Here is a 17,857-nt window from a genome sequence, read left to right as displayed (position 1 = left end):
AAATCGGTGGAGCTGCATGACAAAGTCATCGGGCATTATCTGAACATAAAACACTATCAATAAGTTGGAGTCATTACCGCTTGCCTGGGCAAAATCAGACTGATCACTGGCACCTTCAATATGACTGCGTCCGGCAACAACATCATATTTTGACACGCCTGGCTGCAACATATTGGGTACTGAAGCATACGGCACCAGATACGTTGTAACCGATCCGTCCGCTTCTCGTACGGTCACATCAAGATCTGCGCCCCCGCCTGCAAGTTGCAAATCAGCAATAGAAAAGGGACCGGGTGGAACCTCTTTCTGGTAAACAATAAAGCCATTCTGTTCGATGGTCACTAGTGCATTGCTCTGGGCAATCCCCTGCACCAAAGGCGTAAAATTTTGCTTAGAGTTAGGTAGCATTTGCATATCACGGAACAAGCGTATGCCTGTAAACCTCACGGAATCGAAGACATCCGAAGAGGAATACATATTCCCGGCACGCAACGTTCCCAGAATTTGGGCAAAACCACGCTCCAGGTACAGTGTATTGCTTTTCCATTCTCCACGACTGTCATCAGTTTTATTGAAGCTGGTATCCGCATGCGCTTGCCAACCCAGTATGTTCAAGCCGCTGTTAAACCGCACGTAAGTACTTTTGTTATTACCCGCATCTTTATAATCACTATAATACTGGCTGGCATAATAGGATGTATAAAAAGCGTTGATCCCACGCTCCCAGTTTTCAGGCAATACGTATCCTGATTCCACCTCAGTAACATATGCCTGTGGAACGCTCAGATCCAGACGGAAAACACCGATATCAAAAACATAACTGCCACTTCTGACAACACTCTTTAGTGTAATACAATGCCCTGCTGCCAGTGATTTCAGGCCATCGACCAGTACACCAAGCTTGCGCAATACCTCATCAGATATACATGTATCATCGGGTTCATCGCCTACTGTTATTTCATATTTACCGCGCCACTGTTTATTAACATAAATATCCAGATCATATTGCCCAGGAATTGGTTTATTTTCATCAAGTTGAAAATTTGATAATTTTTGATCTTTCATTCCACCCATCATAAAATGAGTATCGAATGTTTCTACTGCTACAGCCTGAGTCTGATATGCAAGCAGAACCAATACAGCCGATGCAACAGGCGTCATTCTTGGCATAATCAGCTCCTGTTTATTTTACATTGGTTTTACTGCTAATATAATTCCCGTTATCATCGATAATCGTTAATTCATATTGTTTTTCAGCAGCAGGTTTCATATCTACGCTCAGAGTAGATAATGGTGCCAACATAATTGTTTTATCGTTTATTTTTACCTGACCTGCCTTTACATCCGTGACGGTAATCCAGTTAGCAGTATCATTTTTCATTACCACTGCTCTATTATTACGAAAAACAGTAATGTGCTGAAAACTGTTTTTATTGACAGCAGCAATGCTCTTGGGACGCCAGATCAACTTTATTCTGTTCTGCATCGCAAATTTCAGTACGTTTTTACCGGCACTTTCAGGATTGTTAGGTGGAATATCCAGAACGTTTAGATAGAAAAGACTCTCTTTGTTCTCCGGCAGAGCGTTGAACATTTTTTTAATTTTAATTTGCTGACCAGACTCACCGGCAACACGCACCACAGGTGGTGTCAACATAAATGGGACCTGAATTTTTTCTGGTGGTAACGAGGTATCACCATCATCAATCCAGGACTGCACCAGTGATGCACTCCCTCCTTGGTTCATTAATTGTACAACAACTTCTTTTTTCTCTGCCGGGTAAATCACACGCGTACCATAAATCACAATACCAGCATGCGAGGGAAGAATTATGGTAGATAATAATATTACAGCTAATCGTTTCATCATTACGCGGCCTTACTCAAAAATAACCGGCGGCGAATGCCGCCGGTGTAATACATCAGTCAGTGACAACAGTTAAGGTCAGAGTCGAATTAACGTCACCAGCTGCTACTTCCCCTGCTAAACGCGCATAGCGGGCGGAAAAATTGAGATCGTATAGGCCCTCTGAATTGGAATCTAATTCAACACCATCCTGTGGGTTAACTTTCTCAGTAGAATCACCATAATATACTGCAAAACCTACACCAGTGGCAGTTCCGTTATTATAGGTAATATTATTACTATCAAATTGAGTTGATGAAAATGTAATGCGGGGTACTTTATCTGGATCACATTTAATCTTCAGAGGGATTTGAGTGCTGTTCATTACATCTGTATAAACTGCACCTGCTTGCAGATCGGATAACTTATCTTTACCAATTTCGTTCAGGCTAATTTCAGCTGTATTGCTCCCGACAAACTGACAGGTCGTTCCTACAACTTTACCGTTAATTTTCAGAACACCAGAATCATAATCAACAGCAAAAGCCCCGGCACTCATAAATACAGAAGACAGCACAGCAGCAGAAATAATTGAACGTTTCATAGTATCTTCCTTAATTAAGTAATTTCTATTTATTAAGAGTTGTTATCTCTTGAAATTAAATTCGCACAACAAAAACGTTATCGCAATGTGAACACGTTGTTTTGTTGATTTAAAACAAGTTACTAATTGCAATATAATTGCAACAAATAAGTGAAGATAAACACTATTTATATATTTAATAAATTAGCGTTATTAATTGTCGTTTTTATTTGTTAGAGAAATAGAAAAGCACTCATCATTCATATAAATGATGAGTGCTTAATATAAACACTGAGATTCTTAGTTTAATCGTAACGGTTTAACACTATCTGTCGCAAAGAATCCCCTGGTACAGAAACGATCTCGGTCACGACGCCCCTCGCTGGAACAGAATCCACATGACTGACATTTGAAAGATGAAGAGATTGACCGCATTTCTGTTGAACGTTGTTATTCACGACGTCAGCACTACAGGTTGGTTCAACGACTCGCCCACTGATTGTTAAGGTCGCAGTATCGGAAGCAAAGGTAGGGGCGCTCATTCCATAAGTCAGAGCTATAATTCCCATCAGTAAACTTTTTTTCATTTTAATCGTTATTCCTGTGGTTAGCATCAAATAGCATACAGAGGACCTGTTCAGCAGATTATGGGCATAACACCCTATTTGAACCAATTGAAATTGTAGATTAATGAGATAGATTTGATCAATTATAATGATGCATCGAGGTGATTTATTCGGAAAAAGGCATGAATTATAAACGCAGAATGAACAATATCGTAAGATTTTTAAATTTAATATATTCACCGCATCAATAATACATTGATGCGGTGAATATCTGTAATGCTATAAATTACACCGCGCGGAAGGCAATCTCGCCCGGAATAACTTCTCCTTGCCAGTAGAGCTGTGCAGCCACTCGTCCTGCCAGGTCGCGGTAAATAGCAGTAAATTCGCTATCAGGACGGCTGATCACCGTCGGCGTACCACGATCGAGGTCTTCACGCAGAGAAATATGCAGCGGCATCTGTCCCAGCAGTTGGGTGTGATACTGTTCCGCCAACTTCTGTGCCCCACCGGTACCGAAGATCGGTTCATGGTGACCGCAGTTGCTGCAAATATGCATACTCATATTCTCAACAATACCCAGTACCGGCACTTCGACTTTTTCGAACATCACGATGCCCTTTTTCGCATCGATCAGCGCGATGTCCTGCGGCGTAGTGACAACAACCGCGCCCGTTACCGGAATGTTCTGCGCCAGCGTCAGCTGGATGTCACCGGTGCCCGGCGGCATATCCAGTACCAGATAATCAAGATCCGGCCATAAGGTTTCCTGCAACATCTGCAGCAGCGCTTTACTGGCCATCGGGCCGCGCCATACCATTGCGTTATCGTCAGTGACCAGATAACCAATGGAATTCGTTGCCAGACCATGAGACATGATCGGTGCCATGTGGGTACCATCTGGCGAGGTTGGACGCTGGTTTTCCGCGCCAAGCATTGTCGGGATAGACGGACCATAAATATCGGCGTCCAGAATCCCCACCTTCGCCCCTTCTGCAGCCAGCGCCAGCGCCAGGTTCACGGCGGTAGAGGATTTACCCACACCACCCTTACCTGAACTGACGGCGATGATGTTTTTCACACCATTAATACCCGGCTGGTTTTTCACGCGTTTCAGCGTCGCGATGTTATGCGACAGTTTCCAGTCGATCGCTTTCGCACCGGTAATACGCAGCAGATCGGCGCTACATTGCTCTTTTAAGTCCTCAAACGCGCTATGCCAGACAAACGGCATGACCAGCTCAACGTGCAACGTGTCATCCATCCAGGCGACGTGGTGCAACGCTTTAAGCGTCGTCAGATTATGCTTCAGGGTTGAATGCTGAAAATTCGCCAGCGTCCCGGCAACCATGGCGCGCAGGGTCTCTGGTGATTTGGCCTGGGATTGTGCGTTCATCCCGACTCCTTTTTGTTGTTCTGAATATACAATAGTCACCAGGTAGTTTACTCCAACCGCAACAATTATTCATTTACGGATAAATGCCCTTATCGCTTGGCGCAGTAATTACCATTTTGGTACTATCAAAGCCCTTTTCACTACAAAAGAAGTAATTGCCCACTATGACTCAAGTCGCGAAGAAAATTCTGGTAACGTGCGCGCTGCCGTACGCCAACGGCTCAATCCACCTCGGCCATATGCTGGAGCACATCCAGGCTGATGTCTGGGTCCGTTACCAGCGAATGCGCGGCCACCAGGTTAACTTCATCTGCGCGGACGACGCACACGGTACGCCAATCATGCTGAAAGCACAGCAGCTTGGGATCACGCCAGAGCAGATGATCGGTGAAATGAGTCAGGAGCATCAGACTGATTTTGCAGGTTTTGACATCAGCTACGACAACTACCACTCGACGCACAGCGAAGAGAACCGTGAGTTGTCTGAGCTGATTTATACTCGCCTGAAGGAGAACGGTTTTATTAAGAACCGCACAATCTCCCAGCTTTACGATCCGGAAAAAGGCATGTTCCTGCCGGACCGTTTCGTTAAAGGCACCTGCCCGAAATGTAAGTCTCCGGATCAGTACGGCGATAACTGTGAAGTCTGCGGCGCAACCTACAGCCCGACCGAACTTATCGAGCCGAAATCCGTCGTGTCTGGCGCAACGCCGGTGATGCGTGACTCCGAACACTTCTTCTTTGATCTGCCGTCATTCAGCGAAATGCTGCAGGCGTGGACACGCAGCGGCGCGTTACAGGAGCAGGTCGCCAACAAAATGCAGGAATGGTTCGAATCCGGCCTGCAACAGTGGGATATCTCTCGCGATTCCCCGTACTTCGGTTTTGAAATCCCGAATGCGCCTGGCAAGTACTTCTATGTCTGGCTGGACGCGCCAATTGGCTATATGGGTTCATTCAAAAACCTGTGCGATAAGCGCGGTGACACCACCAGTTTTGACGAATACTGGAAGAAAGATTCCGACGCCGAGCTATATCACTTCATCGGTAAAGATATCGTTTACTTCCACAGCCTGTTCTGGCCTGCCATGCTGGAAGGCAGCAACTTCCGTAAGCCGACCAACCTGTTTGTACACGGTTATGTGACGGTGAACGGCGCGAAGATGTCCAAATCTCGCGGCACCTTCATTAAGGCCAGCACCTGGCTGAAGCACTTCGATGCCGACAGCCTGCGCTACTACTACACCGCGAAGCTTTCTTCACGTATTGATGACATCGACCTAAACCTGGAAGACTTTGTCCAGCGCGTTAACGCCGATATCGTCAACAAAGTAGTCAACCTGGCATCCCGTAACGCCGGCTTTATTGCTAAGCGTTTTGACGGCGTTCTGGCGGCTGAGCTGGCCGACCCAGCGCTGTATAAAACCTTCACCGACGCCGCAGCGGTGATTGGCGAAGCATGGGAAAGCCGCGAATTTGGTAAAGCGATCCGTGAAATCATGGCGCTGGCCGACGTGGCAAACCGCTACGTTGACGAACAGGCACCGTGGGTCGTGGCCAAACAGGAAGGCCGCGATGCCGACCTGCAGGCGATCTGCTCTATGGGTATCAACCTGTTCCGCGTGCTGATGACCTACCTGAAACCGGTTCTGCCAACGCTTGCTGAACGTGTTGAAGCTTTCCTGAACAGCGAACTGAGCTGGGATGCCATTGAGCAGCCACTGCTCGGCCACAAGGTCAACACCTTTAAAGCGCTCTACAATCGTATCGACATGAAACACGTTGAAGCGCTGGTTGAAGCGTCGAAAGAAGAAGTGAAAGCAGCTGCTGCACCGGTTACCGGCCCGCTGGCGGATGACCCGATTCAGGAAACCATCACCTTTGACGATTTCGCCAAAGTTGACCTGCGCGTAGCGCTGATTGAAAACGCCGAGTTCGTGGAAGGTTCCGACAAACTGCTGCGTCTGACGCTGGATCTCGGTGGTGAGAAACGTAACGTCTTCTCTGGTATTCGTTCTGCGTATCCAGATCCGCAGGTCCTGATTGGCCGCCAGACCATTATGGTTGCCAACCTGGCTCCTCGTAAGATGCGCTTCGGCATTTCCGAAGGGATGGTGATGGCCGCAGGTCCTGGCGGGAAAGATATCTTCCTGTTAAGCCCGGATGAAGGTGCAAAACCAGGCCAACAGGTGAAGTAAATCAAACATCTCAAGCGCTGCAACTGCAGCGCTTTTTTTTGCTACGCAAGTGCTTCCTCTAATCTCAACCCCAGCTCCATTTTCGGACTGCTTCGTTGTTAATATTAGATTTATTCTATACTGCTCTGGTATCAAGATAGTCTGAGCTCACCAGATTCGTGGACGTTATTATTTAACATCCGATATTCATGAAATGGAGTTTTACATGAAAGCGTTACAAAAATTATTTTTTCTCGCCGTGGCATCGATTGTGGTTTTTTCCCTGGCGGGATGTGGTGATAAAGAAGAGACAAAAACATTCAATGCCAACCTTAATGGTTCTGATATCACCGTCTCTTACACCTATAAAGGTGATAAAGTCCTGAAGCAAATCTCCGAAAGTAAAATTAGCTATGCGTCAGTCGGTGCCAGCAATAAAGAGGAGGCAGCAAAAGTATTCGACGCATTAAGCGCCAAATATCAAAACATTACTGGCATAGAAGAAAAACTCACCTATTCAGATACCTACGCGCAAGAAAATGTCACTATCTATATGGAAAAAGTTGATATAAAAGCGTTGCAGGCTATTTCAGGGATGAAGCTATCTGAAAACGCCGATAAAAACATCAGCATGAAGCAAATGCAAACGGTAATGGAATCGGCGGGTTTTAAAGAAGTGAAGTAAACCATCGGCGACCCGATGTTAATCGGCGTCGCCCATTTTTTCTTTATGGCTTCGCGTTATGTACCCGTGATGTCAAACCACGCAGAAAATAACGCAGGAACTGATCGCCGCATTCGCGATAGTTCTTATGATCAGGTGCACGCATCATGGCGGTAATTTCCGGCATCGACACACGGAATTTCTGCTCGGTCATAATAGCCAGAATATCGTCGGTTTTCAGCGAAAAAGCGATACGCAGCTTTTTCAGCACCGTATTGTTATTAACACGACGCTCCAGCGCCAGTTCCGGTGCAGAATCATCTTTACCACGCAGATGATAAATCAGGCCGTTTAAAAAACCGGAGAGAATGATATCCGGGCAACGAACAAACCCTGCTTCATCTTCTTTTGTCATCCAGGTATCGAAACCTGCGGAGGTGGATTCCATGTCAGCAAGCGCAAGAATACGCACCATGTCGTTATTGTTCGCTTTTAGGGTGTAGCGCAGGCTACGAAGAATATCGTTACTTAGCATAGAGCCTTCAACTGTCGGTGATGCAATGGCGCGCAGTGTATCAGTTTTACAGTCCAATCGCCTCTTTTAGACTTTTAAGATAACGACGACTCACCGGAACGGTCAGTCCGTTACGCAAAATCAGTTCCGCCTGACCGTTGTCTTCCAGACGGATCTCCTGCAATTGCGCCATATTCACCAGATATTGCCGATGACAACGCAGCAGAGGAGTACGGCTCTCCAGCGTCCTGAGCGTCAACTCAGTGAAGCCTTCTTTACCATCGCTGCTCGTCACATACACACCACTCATGCGACTGCTGATAAACGCCACATCATCCATTTGCAGCAAATAAATCCGACTATGGCCGCTGCACGGAATAAACTTCAGTGCCTGCTGATTTTCTGGTAGCAGTGATACATCCTGCTTGGTGCGCTCCTGACGCAAACGGATTAGCGTTTTTTCCAGCCGTGTTTCTTCAATCGGCTTGAGCAGATAATCAAACGCATGTTCTTCGAAGGCTTTCACCGCATACTCATCAAAGGCGGTCAGAAAAACAATGTATGGACGATGCTCAGGATCAAGCATACCAACCATTTCCAGGCCGCTGATTCGCGGCATCTGAATATCAAGGAACAGAACATCCGGACGCAATTTATGCACCGCGCCAATGGCTTCCACCGCATTCGAACATTCACCGACAATCTCGATGTCGCTTTGCTCTTGCAACAGGATCCGCAGATTCTCCCGGGCTAACGGTTCGTCATCGACAATCAGCACTTTGATCATGCCAGTTCCTCCAGAGGAAGTCGTAAAGTGATTCGGGTAAAGCGGTCAGGTTCACACGCTACGCTGATGCCAAAATCATCGCCAAACCGCTCGCGCAGTCGTTTATCGACCAGATTCATACCCAGTCCACTGGCTTCTGAGGTTGGCTGATACAGCCCAGCATTGTCTTCAATATCCAGCATCAGATATTGCCCTTCTCGACGGGCGGTAATCGATACTTCACCGGTATCCAGTAACTGAGAAGTGCCGTGTTTGATGGCATTCTCCACGATGGGCTGCAGAGTAAAGGCGGGTAATTGCTGATGCGAAAGTTCTTCTGGCACCGTCAAGGTCACCTGAAGACGCGACTGGAATCGTGCCTTTTCAATTTGCAGATAAGCATTAACGTGTTCAATTTCATCGGCCAGCGTCACAATTTCCGACGGGCGTTTTAAATTTTTACGAAAGAACGTCGACAGATACTGCACCAGTTGGCTGGCCTGCTCGCTATCGCGTCGGATCACAGCTTTGATGGTGTTAAGTGCATTAAACAGAAAATGGGGATTGACCTGGGCGTGCAGGAGTTTTATTTCCGACTGCGTGAGCATCGCTTTTTGCCGCTCATACTGCCCGGCCAGAATCTGTGCCGAAAGCAGTTGGGCGATCCCTTCCCCCAGCGTACGGTTGATCGAACTAAAGAGACGGTTTTTGGCTTCATACAGTTTGATGGTCCCCATTACCCGCTGGTTTTCACCTCGCAGAGGGATCACCAGCGTCGAGCCTAATTTGCATTGCGGGTGCAAAGAGCAACGGTAAGGAACTTCATTCCCATCGGCATACACCACCTCTCCGGTTTCAATCGCGCGTTGGGTATATGACGATGAAATAGGTTTTCCGGGTAGATGGTGATCGTCGCCAATACCGGTAAATGCCAGCAGTTTCTCACGATCGGTAATCGCCACCGCACCGATATCCAGCTCTTCATACAGCACCTGAGCAACCTTCATGCTGTTAACCTCGTTGAACCCCTGGCGTAAAATACCTTCCGTTGAGGCGGCAACTTTGAGTGCTGTGGCGGAAAAAGCGGAGGTATATTTTTCAAACATCGCCCGTTTATCGAGCAAAATACGCATAAACAAGGCAGCGCCCACGGTATTGGTTACCATCATAGGCGCGGCAATATTGCTGACCAACCGAAACGCATCGTCAAACGGACGGGCAATTAGTAAGATGATCAGCATCTGCACCAGTTCGGCGACAAAGGTAATCGCCCCCGCAGTCAGCGGACTAAAGACTTTATCGGTACGACCACGACGGGTGAGCACGCTGTGCACCAGCCCGCCGAGCAACCCTTCCACAATGGTCGAGATCATGCAGCTAAGCGCTGTCATCCCACCCATAGAATAACGATGCAAACCGCCGGTAAGACCAACTAAGCCACCGACCACCGGGCCGCCAAGCAGCCCGCCCATCACCGCGCCAATAGCGCGAGTGTTAGCAATAGAGTCATCGATATGCAGCCCGAAATAGGTGCCTAAAATGCAGAAAATGGAAAAAGTAACATAGCAAAGCAGTTTATGCGGGAGTCGGATAGTCACCTGCATCAGCGGGATAAACAAACGCGTTTTGCTCATGAGCCACGCGATAACGAGGAACACACACATCTGCTGAAGCAGCAGCAACACCAGATTAAACTCGTACATACCCGCCAACCACACATCACTTAAAAGCGCGTAACATACATGGGCTGCGTGTAACTTTCTTTGAAGTGTTGCAAAAAAAGACGAATTTGTGAGAACGATCACTCGAAAGCGCGAGCATGGTTACAAATTCACCCATTCATAGATCAAAAAACAGACAAAACTACCTGGTTCGCAAAAGAGCGTCTAAAGTAAAACTGGGACCTCGCGAGCAAGAGTGAGACGACGATGGCGCTTTACACAATAGGTGAAGTGGCTTTGCTTTGTGATATCAACCCTGTCACTTTACGCGCGTGGCAGAGGCGTTACGGATTACTTAAACCGCAGCGGACAGACGGCGGGCATCGCCTGTTTAACGATGCGGATATTGACCGGATCCGCGAGATAAAACGCTGGATAAACAACGGTGTCCAGGTAAGTAAGGTTAAAATGTTGCTCAGCAATGAGAGCATTGATGTGCATAACGGTTGGCGTGAACAACAAGAGACGCTGTTGAGCTATTTGCAAAGTAATAATCTGCATAGCCTCAGACTATGGATCAAAGAGCGTGGCCAGGATTATCCCGCACAAACGCTCAACACCCATTTGTTCATTCCGTTACGCCGACGTCTGCAATGCCAACAGCCGATCCTGCAGGCGTTACTGGGGATCCTCGACGGCGTACTGATCAACTACATCGCGATTTGTCTGGCCTCAGCACGTAAGAAACAGGGGAAAGATGCTCTGGTGGTTGGCTGGAACATTCAGGATACGACCCGCTTATGGCTGGAAGGTTGGGTCGCCAGCCAGCAGGGATGGCGCATTGACGTCCTTGCCCATTCGCTGAACCAACTGCGACCGGAGCTGTTTGAAGGTCGCACCTTGCTTGTCTGGTGCGGCGAAAACCAAACGCCCGCTCAGCAGCAACAGCTGAATGAATGGCGCGCGTTAGGTCACGATATTTATCCACTCGGTATTTAGAGCCTATCCCATTAGGGCTATTTTGCTTGCCATTTCGAACCAGGGCAGTGCTCAGACAACACTCAGAGAGTTTTGAACGCCCTTTAGGGCGGCCGGAGGGTGAGCGTAGCGAATAATCCTCACGTACTACGTGTACGCTCCGGTTCTTCCGCGCTGGCCGTGTTCAAACTGTCTGCGCCAATAACACCTACTGGTCCAGGCTCTTAATATTCTATTAACAAACGTGTACAATCCTTGAATTCACATAAGGAGTGCATAATGAGCGCAGCTAAAATCGGTGTCATTACCCTCTTCCTGCTGATGGCCATCGGCGGTATCGGCGGTGTCATGCTGGCAGGCTATACCTTTATTTTACGTGCCGGGTAAGATGTCTCGCTAATTTCTCAAACCCGCGGTCAACAATTACCGCCGCCAGCGCGACCAGCAGCGCCCCCTGAATCACATAGGCGGTATTGAACCCACTCAGCCCGATAATAATCGGCGTACCCAGCGTGTTCGCCCCAACGGTTGAGGCGATGGTTGCGGTGCCGATATTAATAATCACCGACGTGCGAATCCCGGCCAGAATCACCGGGGCCGCCAGCGGCAACTCGACTTTACGCAGCCGCTGCCCCTGACTCATGCCCATTCCGCTGGCAATATCCATCACGCTGGGTGAAATTCCGCCGAGTCCCGCCAGCGTTGCCTGCAAGATCGGTAATACGCCATACAGGATCAACGCGATAATTGCCGGTTCAGGACCAAATCCCATCACCGGTACGGCGATCGCCAGCACAGCAACTGGCGGAAAGGTCTGTCCCACGGCGGCGATGGTTTCCACCATCGGCCTGAATTCCGCGCCCCAGGGCCGGGTTACAGCTATACCGGCCCCGGTGCCAATAAGTACGGCAATCAGGCTTGAAATCCCCACCAGGCCAAAATGGCTCAGTGCCAGCACCGCAAAACTTTCCTGCTGATACACGGGACGCGGTAGCGCCGGAAATAGCGCACTGAACAAGGCCTGACTATGAGACAACCCAACTAACAGGACCAGAAACAGGACAATAAGCCATAACAACGGATCAGCAAGACGTTTCACGGGTCGGCATCTCCGAAAGCAAATCACGAAAATGAAGCGTCCCGCAGGACACCCCCTGCGGGGTCACGACCGGCAAGACGTCGCAACCGCGCGCTACGAACACCGACAACGCATCACGCAGCGTCATTTCATCTACCAACGGTTCACCGGCGGTGTGTTCACCGCGACGGATAAAATCCCCTACCGTGCGAAGCGACAACAGACGTACGCCCAGTTCACTACGGCCAAAGAATGTTTGCACGAATTCGTTCGCCGGTGCAGTCAGCATCGACAGCGGCGTGCCTTGCTGTACTACCTTTCCTGCATCCATCAGAACCAGATGCTCCGCCAGCCTTAGCGCCTCGTCGATATCATGCGTCACCAGCACAATGGTACGCCCGAGCAGACGATGAATACGCGTCATCTCCTGCTGCAGCGCACCGCGGGTGACCGGATCCAGCGCGCCAAAAGGCTCATCCATCAGCAGTACCTGCGGATCTGCCGCCAAGGCACGCGCCACGCCGACCCGCTGCTGTTGCCCGCCAGACAGCTGATGCGGATAACGATGGCGCAAACTTTCCTCAAGACCCAGCAGCGCCATCAGTTCGTCTGTTCGGTCATCAATACGTGAACGCGACCACTTTTGTAGCTGCGGCACCGTGGCGATGTTCTGCGCGACGGTCCAGTGGGGAAACAAGCCAATAGACTGAATCGCGTATCCCATGCGCCGCCTTAACTCCAGCACCGGCAGGCTGCGGATCTCTTCCCCGGCAAAGCGAATCTGTCCGCTGTCATGTTCAACCAGCCGATTGATCATTTTCAGCGTGGTGGATTTCCCGGAACCTGACGTGCCAATTAACACCGAAAAGCTGCCCTCCCCCAACCGCAGATTAAGGTCGTCAACGGCTGTTTGCTGACCATAGGTTTTACTGACATGGCGAAATTCAATCATTGTTTGTTACCTTCAACAGCGCGAGCCCTAAATCAAACAGCGCATCAATCAATACCGCCAGTACCACAACCGGGATCACGCCCAGCAACACTAAATCGACGGCGCTACTGAGCAATCCCTGAAAGACCAGCGCGCCAAATCCCCCTGCGCCAATCAGCGCAGCGATTACCGCCATTCCCACCGTTTGCACCATCACCACCCGCAAACTGCGCAAGAAGACCGGCAGCGCCAGTGGAAACTGCACCGAGACAAATCGCTGGAAAGTGCTCATCCCCATCGCTCGGGCGCTTTCCAGCACATCGCGTGGAACCTGATGCAATCCAGCTACTACGCCGCGCACCAGCGGTAACAGCGCATACAGCACCAACGCAATAAGCGCAGGCGTCAGGCCGGTTCCGGCGACGCCGAGTGAACCCAGCAAGGGAAAATGCTTCACCAGCCCGGCAAGGGGCGCAATCAACAGGCCAAACAGCGCGACGGAGGGAATGGTTTGGATGATATTCAGTACCGCAAATACCGGTCCCTGACGGGCGACAGAGAAAGCACACCAGATGCCCAGCGGCACGCCAATCACGAGTGCGGGCACCACGGTAGCGAACAGAATTGTCAGATGTTGTGCCAAGGCGTCGTTGAAGACATCCTGACGGTTGGCATATTCTTTTAGCAGGGAAAGATCGTTAAATGTGCCGGAGAACAAAAGCACCAGCGGAAAAATAAACATTTGCGCGTGCAACAGCCAGCGCCATGACGCCTGTTCGGTGATGCGACGAATGGCGTCACTGGCGGCCAGCAGCATCAGTCCTAGCCCCAACCAGAACCCGCTGCCCAGGCTGGTTCTGGCCAGTGGACTTCCCGTCTTGGCCAGATACGTTGCTGTTGTTCCTGCGGTTACCAGCGCTGCTATAACCAGCAACTGGCTAATAACAAGCGTCAATATATTGCCGGGCTTTCCCGGTACAAAGCACAGAAGAAACAGCAGCAAACAGGCTACTGCCAATCCCCACGCCATGTCGGGCCGGATATCCCAGAGTTGGCGCCCCTCACCAGAGACCAGGCGATTAGGCGCATAGCTAATGAAAGGCAGCGCTGCCGCCGCGAAGGTAAGAAGTACCAGTAACAACAGCACCCGATTAACTGAAATCTTTGACAAAACACCCACCTGCTGCAAACTCCGTTACTTCACCCATCCTTTTTGCTTCAGGTAGTCTGCTGCAACTTTTTTCGCATCCAGCCCCTCCACGGCAATACTGGCATTCAACTTCTGCAACGTTTTTTCATCCAGGCTGGCAAAAACCGGTTGTAGCCATTCTCCCATTTGCGGGTAGTCTTTCAGCACCGATTCACGCACAACGGGTGCTGGCGCATAAATGGGCTGGACACCTTTTGGATCGCTTAAAGTTTGCAGACCGAGCGCCGCAACCGGGCCATCGGTGCCATAAGCCATCGCCGCATTGACGCCAGAAGTCTGCTGCGCCGCCGCTTTAATCGTCACCGCGGTATCCCCTCCTGCCAGCGACAACAGCTGGTTTTGATTCAGTTTGAAATCATAGGCTTTTTCAAACGCAGGCAGCGCGTCAGCCCGCTCAATAAATTCAGCAGAGGCGGCAAGTTTGAACGTTCCCCCGTCTTTCAGGTAACGGCCTAAATCAGCAAGGGACTCAAGCTTGTTCTTTTGCGCGATATCCTGGCGTACTGCAATGGTCCAGGTATTGTTGGCAGGAGCAGGCGTTAGCCAGACCAGCTTATTTTGCTCTGCGTCCAGCTTTTTCACTTTCTCGAATCCGGCCTGCGCATTTTTCCACGCGGGATCATTTTCATCTTTAAAAAAGAATGCACCATTACCAGTATATTCCGGATAAATATCCAGCTCACCGGAGGTGATTGCCCCACGCACCACTGGGGTGGTACCCAGCTGTACTTTATTGACGGTTTTCACGCCATGGCTTTCGAGCACCTGCAAAATAATGTTGCCGAGCAGCGCCCCTTCGGTATCGATTTTTGAACCGACCGTGACGGGTGACGCGGCCTGTAAGGGCAGGCTTATCGCGGCTAACAGCGCCAGCGAACCCACCGATACTTTTGAGATTATCATGCTGTACTCCTCATCCTTTTGCGGCCCTTTTCAGAGACTTGAGGAAAAAGCATAGTCGAAAAATCAAGCCTTAACCTGGCTATTGGGTGGTAACGCTGAGAGTTATTAGCGGTAAAGCGATAATAAAATAAAAAAAATCCGGCAAACCCAATGTGAATTTGCCGGATGATACGATTTAGTCGGCCTGATAAGCATTGCGCCATCAGGCCTGCTGCATGAATTTACTCGTCAATTAAAGCAGTTCGAATTCGCCCTGCTTCACTCTGGCGGAATCCACACCGATAAAGACGTTAAACTTGCCAGGCTCTGCATCGTATTTCATCTGCTGATTCCAGAATTTGAGCGCTTCAATATCAATCGGGAAGCTGACGGTCTGGGTTTCACCTGGCTTAAGATTCACTTTTTCAAAACCTTTCAGCTGTTTTACCGGACGACTCATGGAGGCGGTCACATCCTGTAAATACATCTGAATCACCGTTGCACCTTCGCGCTTGCCGGTGTTGGTCACCTGCACGCTGGCCGTCACGGTTCCGTCACGTTTCATCGTCGGAGAAGAGAGCTTCACATCAGAAACCGTAAACGTGGTGTAGCTCAGGCCATAACCAAAGGGATACAACGGACCATTGGCTTCATCAAAGTAGCGCGACGTGTACTTGTTCGGCTTCTCGGCGTTATACGGACGACCGGTATTGAGATGGCTGTAATAGACCGGGATCTGTCCAACAGAGCGCGGGAAAGACATCGGCAGCTTGCCTGACGGATTGTAATCACCAAACAGCACATCGGCGATGGCGTTACCGCCTTCCGTCCCGGCAAACCAGGTTTCGAGGATCGCATCGGCTTGTTGATCTTCCTTAACCAGCGCCAGCGGACGACCGTTCATCAACACCAGAACCAGAGGTTTACCCGTGGCTTTCAGCGCAGCAATCAGGTCACGCTGACTTTGCGGAATGGTGATATCGGTGCGGCTGGATGCTTCATGCGCCATGCCCTGCGCTTCACCGACTACCGCGACAACCACATCTGATTGCTTCGCGGCGTTAACGGCTTCATCGATCATCGCCTGCGGCGAACGCGGGTCAACCTTCACCGCTTCTTCATACAGGTTGAGGAAATCGACAATGCCTTTATCGTTGGTGATATTCGCCCCTTTGGCGTACAGCACTTTGCCCTGATCGCCGACGGCATTTTTAATCCCCGTCAGTACCGTTACCGACTGATCGGCAACACCAGCGGCGGACCAACTGCCCATCACATCACGCTTGCTGTCGGCCAGCGGACCGACAACCGCCACGGTGGCGGATTTTTTCAGCGGCAACGTTTCCAGACGGTTTTTCAGCAGCACCAGGCTTTCGCGTGCCACTTCACGCGCCTCTTTGCGATGCAAACGGCTTTCTGCGTTGGTGTCCTGTGGGTCAGATTCTTTGGCTCCCAGATGGCTGTACGGATCGTTAAACAGCCCCATATCATATTTCACGTTCAGCACGTGGCGCGCGGCGTCGTCCAGCTCCGCCATCGTCACTTTACCGGATTTAATCAAGCCCGGCAGATATTTGCTGTAATACTCATCGCTCATACTCATGTTGATGCCGGACTTGATCGCCACACGCACCGCATCCTCAGGATCGGAGGCGGTACCGTGCTTAATCAGTTCCTTAATCGCGCCGTGATCGGAAACGGTAATCCCCTTAAAGCCCCATTCATCTCGCAGCACGTCTTTTAACAGCCAGGCGTCTGAGGTTGCAGGCGTACCGTTTAGCGAATTAAGACCCACCATCACCGCACCGCTACCGGCGTCCAGCCCGGCTTTATACGGTGGCATATAGTCGTTGAACAGACGCTGTGGGCTCATATCGACGGTGTTATATTCCTTGCCACCTTCAACCGCGCCATAGGCGGCGAAGTGCTTGACGCTGGTCATCACCGAATAGCGATCCGCCGGGCTTTTCCCCTGCATCGCTTCCACCATGGTTTTACCCATCGTAGCCGTTAAATAGGTGTCTTCACCAAAACCTTCTGAAGCACGGCCCCAGCGCGGATCGCGAGAGACATCGACCATTGGGGCCCAGGTCATATTCAGACCATCATCGGCAGCTTCATACGCGGAAATACGGCCAACGGTTCTGACCGCATCGAGATTAAAAGAGGATGCCAGGCCGAGACTTATCGGGAACACGGTACGCTGGCCGTGCAATACGTCGTAGGCAAAAAAGAGAGGAATTTTCAGGCGGCTGAGTTCCATCACCTGATCCTGCATTTTGCGGATATCCTGGCGCGTGACGGTGTTAAAAATTGCCCCAACCTGCCCGTCTTTGATCATCTCGCGGATGGCTTCTTTCGGGTTATCAGGCCCGACGCTTATCAAGCGTAGTTGCCCAATTTTCTCATCCACGGTCATCTGTTTAAGTAAATCGGTAACGAATGCATCCCGCGCTTCTGGCGTCAGAGGATGGTTACCAAACAGCGTGTCCGCCAGCGCTGGTTGCAACGCCAGACTCACCGCGACACCTACAGAACATAGCCATTTCATGTTGATTCTCTCTTTATTTTTTCCCGACCAGGCAGCGAAAATATAACAAAAACC

General features: G+C 50.0%; 17 protein-coding genes and 1 pseudogene. 5 read left to right on the top strand and 13 right to left on the bottom strand.

The window, feature by feature from the left end; all coding sequences use genetic code 11:
- A partial coding sequence (locus OGX92_RS01420; protein ID WP_071603212.1) for an IS1 family transposase occupies positions 1-63 on the top strand: 63 nt, incomplete at its 5' end.
- A 15-nt stretch (positions 64-78) separates the two neighbouring features.
- On the opposite strand, the pseudogene OGX92_RS01415 reads toward OGX92_RS01420, so the two are convergent.
- From OGX92_RS01415 to apbC, 5 genes and pseudogenes are all read right to left on the bottom strand, one after another.
- Positions 79-1,170 (bottom strand): annotated as a pseudogene (locus OGX92_RS01415) (fimbria/pilus outer membrane usher protein); the annotation flags it as partial.
- Positions 1,171-1,183: 13 nt separating this feature from the next.
- Positions 1,184-1,867, bottom strand: coding sequence for a fimbria/pilus periplasmic chaperone (locus tag OGX92_RS01410; protein WP_286586155.1), 684 nt, complete (start codon positions 1,865-1,867; stop codon positions 1,184-1,186).
- A gap of 55 nt (positions 1,868-1,922) precedes the next feature.
- Positions 1,923-2,450: a fimbrial protein YehD gene (yehD, locus tag OGX92_RS01405; RefSeq protein WP_149335153.1), complete on the bottom strand. Its 528-nt coding sequence runs from the start codon at positions 2,448-2,450 to the stop codon at positions 1,923-1,925.
- A 284-nt stretch (positions 2,451-2,734) separates the two neighbouring features.
- Entirely contained in the window at positions 2,735-3,016 is a 282-nt protein-coding gene (locus OGX92_RS01400) for a DUF2574 family protein (RefSeq protein ID WP_286586153.1), read from the bottom strand.
- A 265-nt stretch (positions 3,017-3,281) separates the two neighbouring features.
- The gene (apbC, locus tag OGX92_RS01395; protein WP_003027343.1) at positions 3,282-4,391 is read right to left on the bottom strand and encodes an iron-sulfur cluster carrier protein ApbC; all 1,110 of its coding nucleotides are present in this window, start codon (positions 4,389-4,391) and stop codon (positions 3,282-3,284) included.
- A gap of 164 nt (positions 4,392-4,555) precedes the next feature.
- Here apbC and metG point away from each other — a divergent pair, with 164 nt between their 5' ends.
- The gene (gene metG, locus OGX92_RS01390; protein ID WP_286586152.1) at positions 4,556-6,589 is read left to right on the top strand and encodes a methionine--tRNA ligase; all 2,034 of its coding nucleotides are present in this window, start codon (positions 4,556-4,558) and stop codon (positions 6,587-6,589) included.
- Between the two features lie 205 nt (positions 6,590-6,794).
- On the top strand, positions 6,795-7,253 hold the full coding sequence (locus OGX92_RS01385; RefSeq protein ID WP_286586151.1) for a YehR family lipoprotein: 459 nt from the start codon (positions 6,795-6,797) through the stop codon (positions 7,251-7,253).
- 43 nt (positions 7,254-7,296) lie between these two features.
- Here OGX92_RS01385 and OGX92_RS01380 read toward each other — a convergent pair whose 3' ends face one another.
- The 3 genes from OGX92_RS01380 to OGX92_RS01370 are packed head-to-tail and all read right to left on the bottom strand — an operon-like array spanning position 7,297 to position 10,215.
- Complete coding sequence (locus OGX92_RS01380; protein WP_003834454.1) at positions 7,297-7,767, bottom strand: YehS family protein; 471 nt, start codon at positions 7,765-7,767, stop codon at positions 7,297-7,299.
- A gap of 46 nt (positions 7,768-7,813) precedes the next feature.
- Positions 7,814-8,533: a two-component system response regulator BtsR gene (btsR, locus tag OGX92_RS01375; RefSeq protein ID WP_003834456.1), complete on the bottom strand. Its 720-nt coding sequence runs from the start codon at positions 8,531-8,533 to the stop codon at positions 7,814-7,816.
- A complete protein-coding gene (locus tag OGX92_RS01370) occupies positions 8,530-10,215 on the bottom strand; it encodes a sensor histidine kinase (protein ID WP_003834458.1) in 1,686 nt (561 codons plus the stop codon). Before OGX92_RS01370 ends, btsR begins: the two co-directional genes overlap by 4 nt.
- 225 nt (positions 10,216-10,440) lie before the next feature.
- Here OGX92_RS01370 and mlrA point away from each other — a divergent pair, with 225 nt between their 5' ends.
- A complete protein-coding gene (gene mlrA / locus OGX92_RS01365; RefSeq protein ID WP_003027351.1) occupies positions 10,441-11,172 on the top strand; it encodes an HTH-type transcriptional regulator MlrA in 732 nt (243 codons plus the stop codon).
- A 258-nt stretch (positions 11,173-11,430) separates the two neighbouring features.
- Positions 11,431-11,538, top strand: coding sequence for a protein YohO (locus OGX92_RS01360; protein ID WP_003027354.1), 108 nt, complete (start codon positions 11,431-11,433; stop codon positions 11,536-11,538).
- Here OGX92_RS01360 and OGX92_RS01355 read toward each other — a convergent pair.
- The 5 genes from OGX92_RS01355 to bglX all read right to left on the bottom strand — a co-directional run bounded on the left by OGX92_RS01355 (position 11,519) and on the right by bglX (position 17,803).
- Positions 11,519-12,250, bottom strand: a complete 732-nt coding sequence (locus OGX92_RS01355) for an ABC transporter permease (RefSeq protein WP_149335150.1) — start codon at positions 12,248-12,250, stop codon at positions 11,519-11,521. The genes OGX92_RS01360 and OGX92_RS01355 overlap by 20 nt on opposite strands.
- Positions 12,234-13,181: an ABC transporter ATP-binding protein gene (locus OGX92_RS01350; protein ID WP_149335149.1), complete on the bottom strand. Its 948-nt coding sequence runs from the start codon at positions 13,179-13,181 to the stop codon at positions 12,234-12,236. Before OGX92_RS01350 ends, OGX92_RS01355 begins: the two co-directional genes overlap by 17 nt.
- Positions 13,174-14,340, bottom strand: coding sequence for an ABC transporter permease (locus OGX92_RS01345; protein ID WP_274605767.1), 1,167 nt, complete (start codon positions 14,338-14,340; stop codon positions 13,174-13,176). The genes OGX92_RS01350 and OGX92_RS01345 overlap by 8 nt, the downstream gene beginning before the upstream one ends.
- Positions 14,341-14,355: 15 nt before the next feature.
- The gene (gene osmF, locus OGX92_RS01340) at positions 14,356-15,273 is read right to left on the bottom strand and encodes a glycine betaine ABC transporter substrate-binding protein OsmF (protein WP_125112588.1); all 918 of its coding nucleotides are present in this window, start codon (positions 15,271-15,273) and stop codon (positions 14,356-14,358) included.
- Positions 15,274-15,505: 232 nt separating this feature from the next.
- The gene (gene bglX / locus OGX92_RS01335; protein ID WP_286586150.1) at positions 15,506-17,803 is read right to left on the bottom strand and encodes a beta-glucosidase BglX; all 2,298 of its coding nucleotides are present in this window, start codon (positions 17,801-17,803) and stop codon (positions 15,506-15,508) included.
- Positions 17,804-17,857 lie beyond the last annotated feature (54 nt).

It is taken from the genome of Citrobacter sp. Cpo089, from assembly GCF_030332695.1.
Lineage (GTDB): Bacteria > Pseudomonadota > Gammaproteobacteria > Enterobacterales > Enterobacteriaceae > Citrobacter > Citrobacter portucalensis.
Note: the sequence above shows the minus strand (reverse complement) of the source record. Positions and strands in the feature narration are given on the sequence as shown.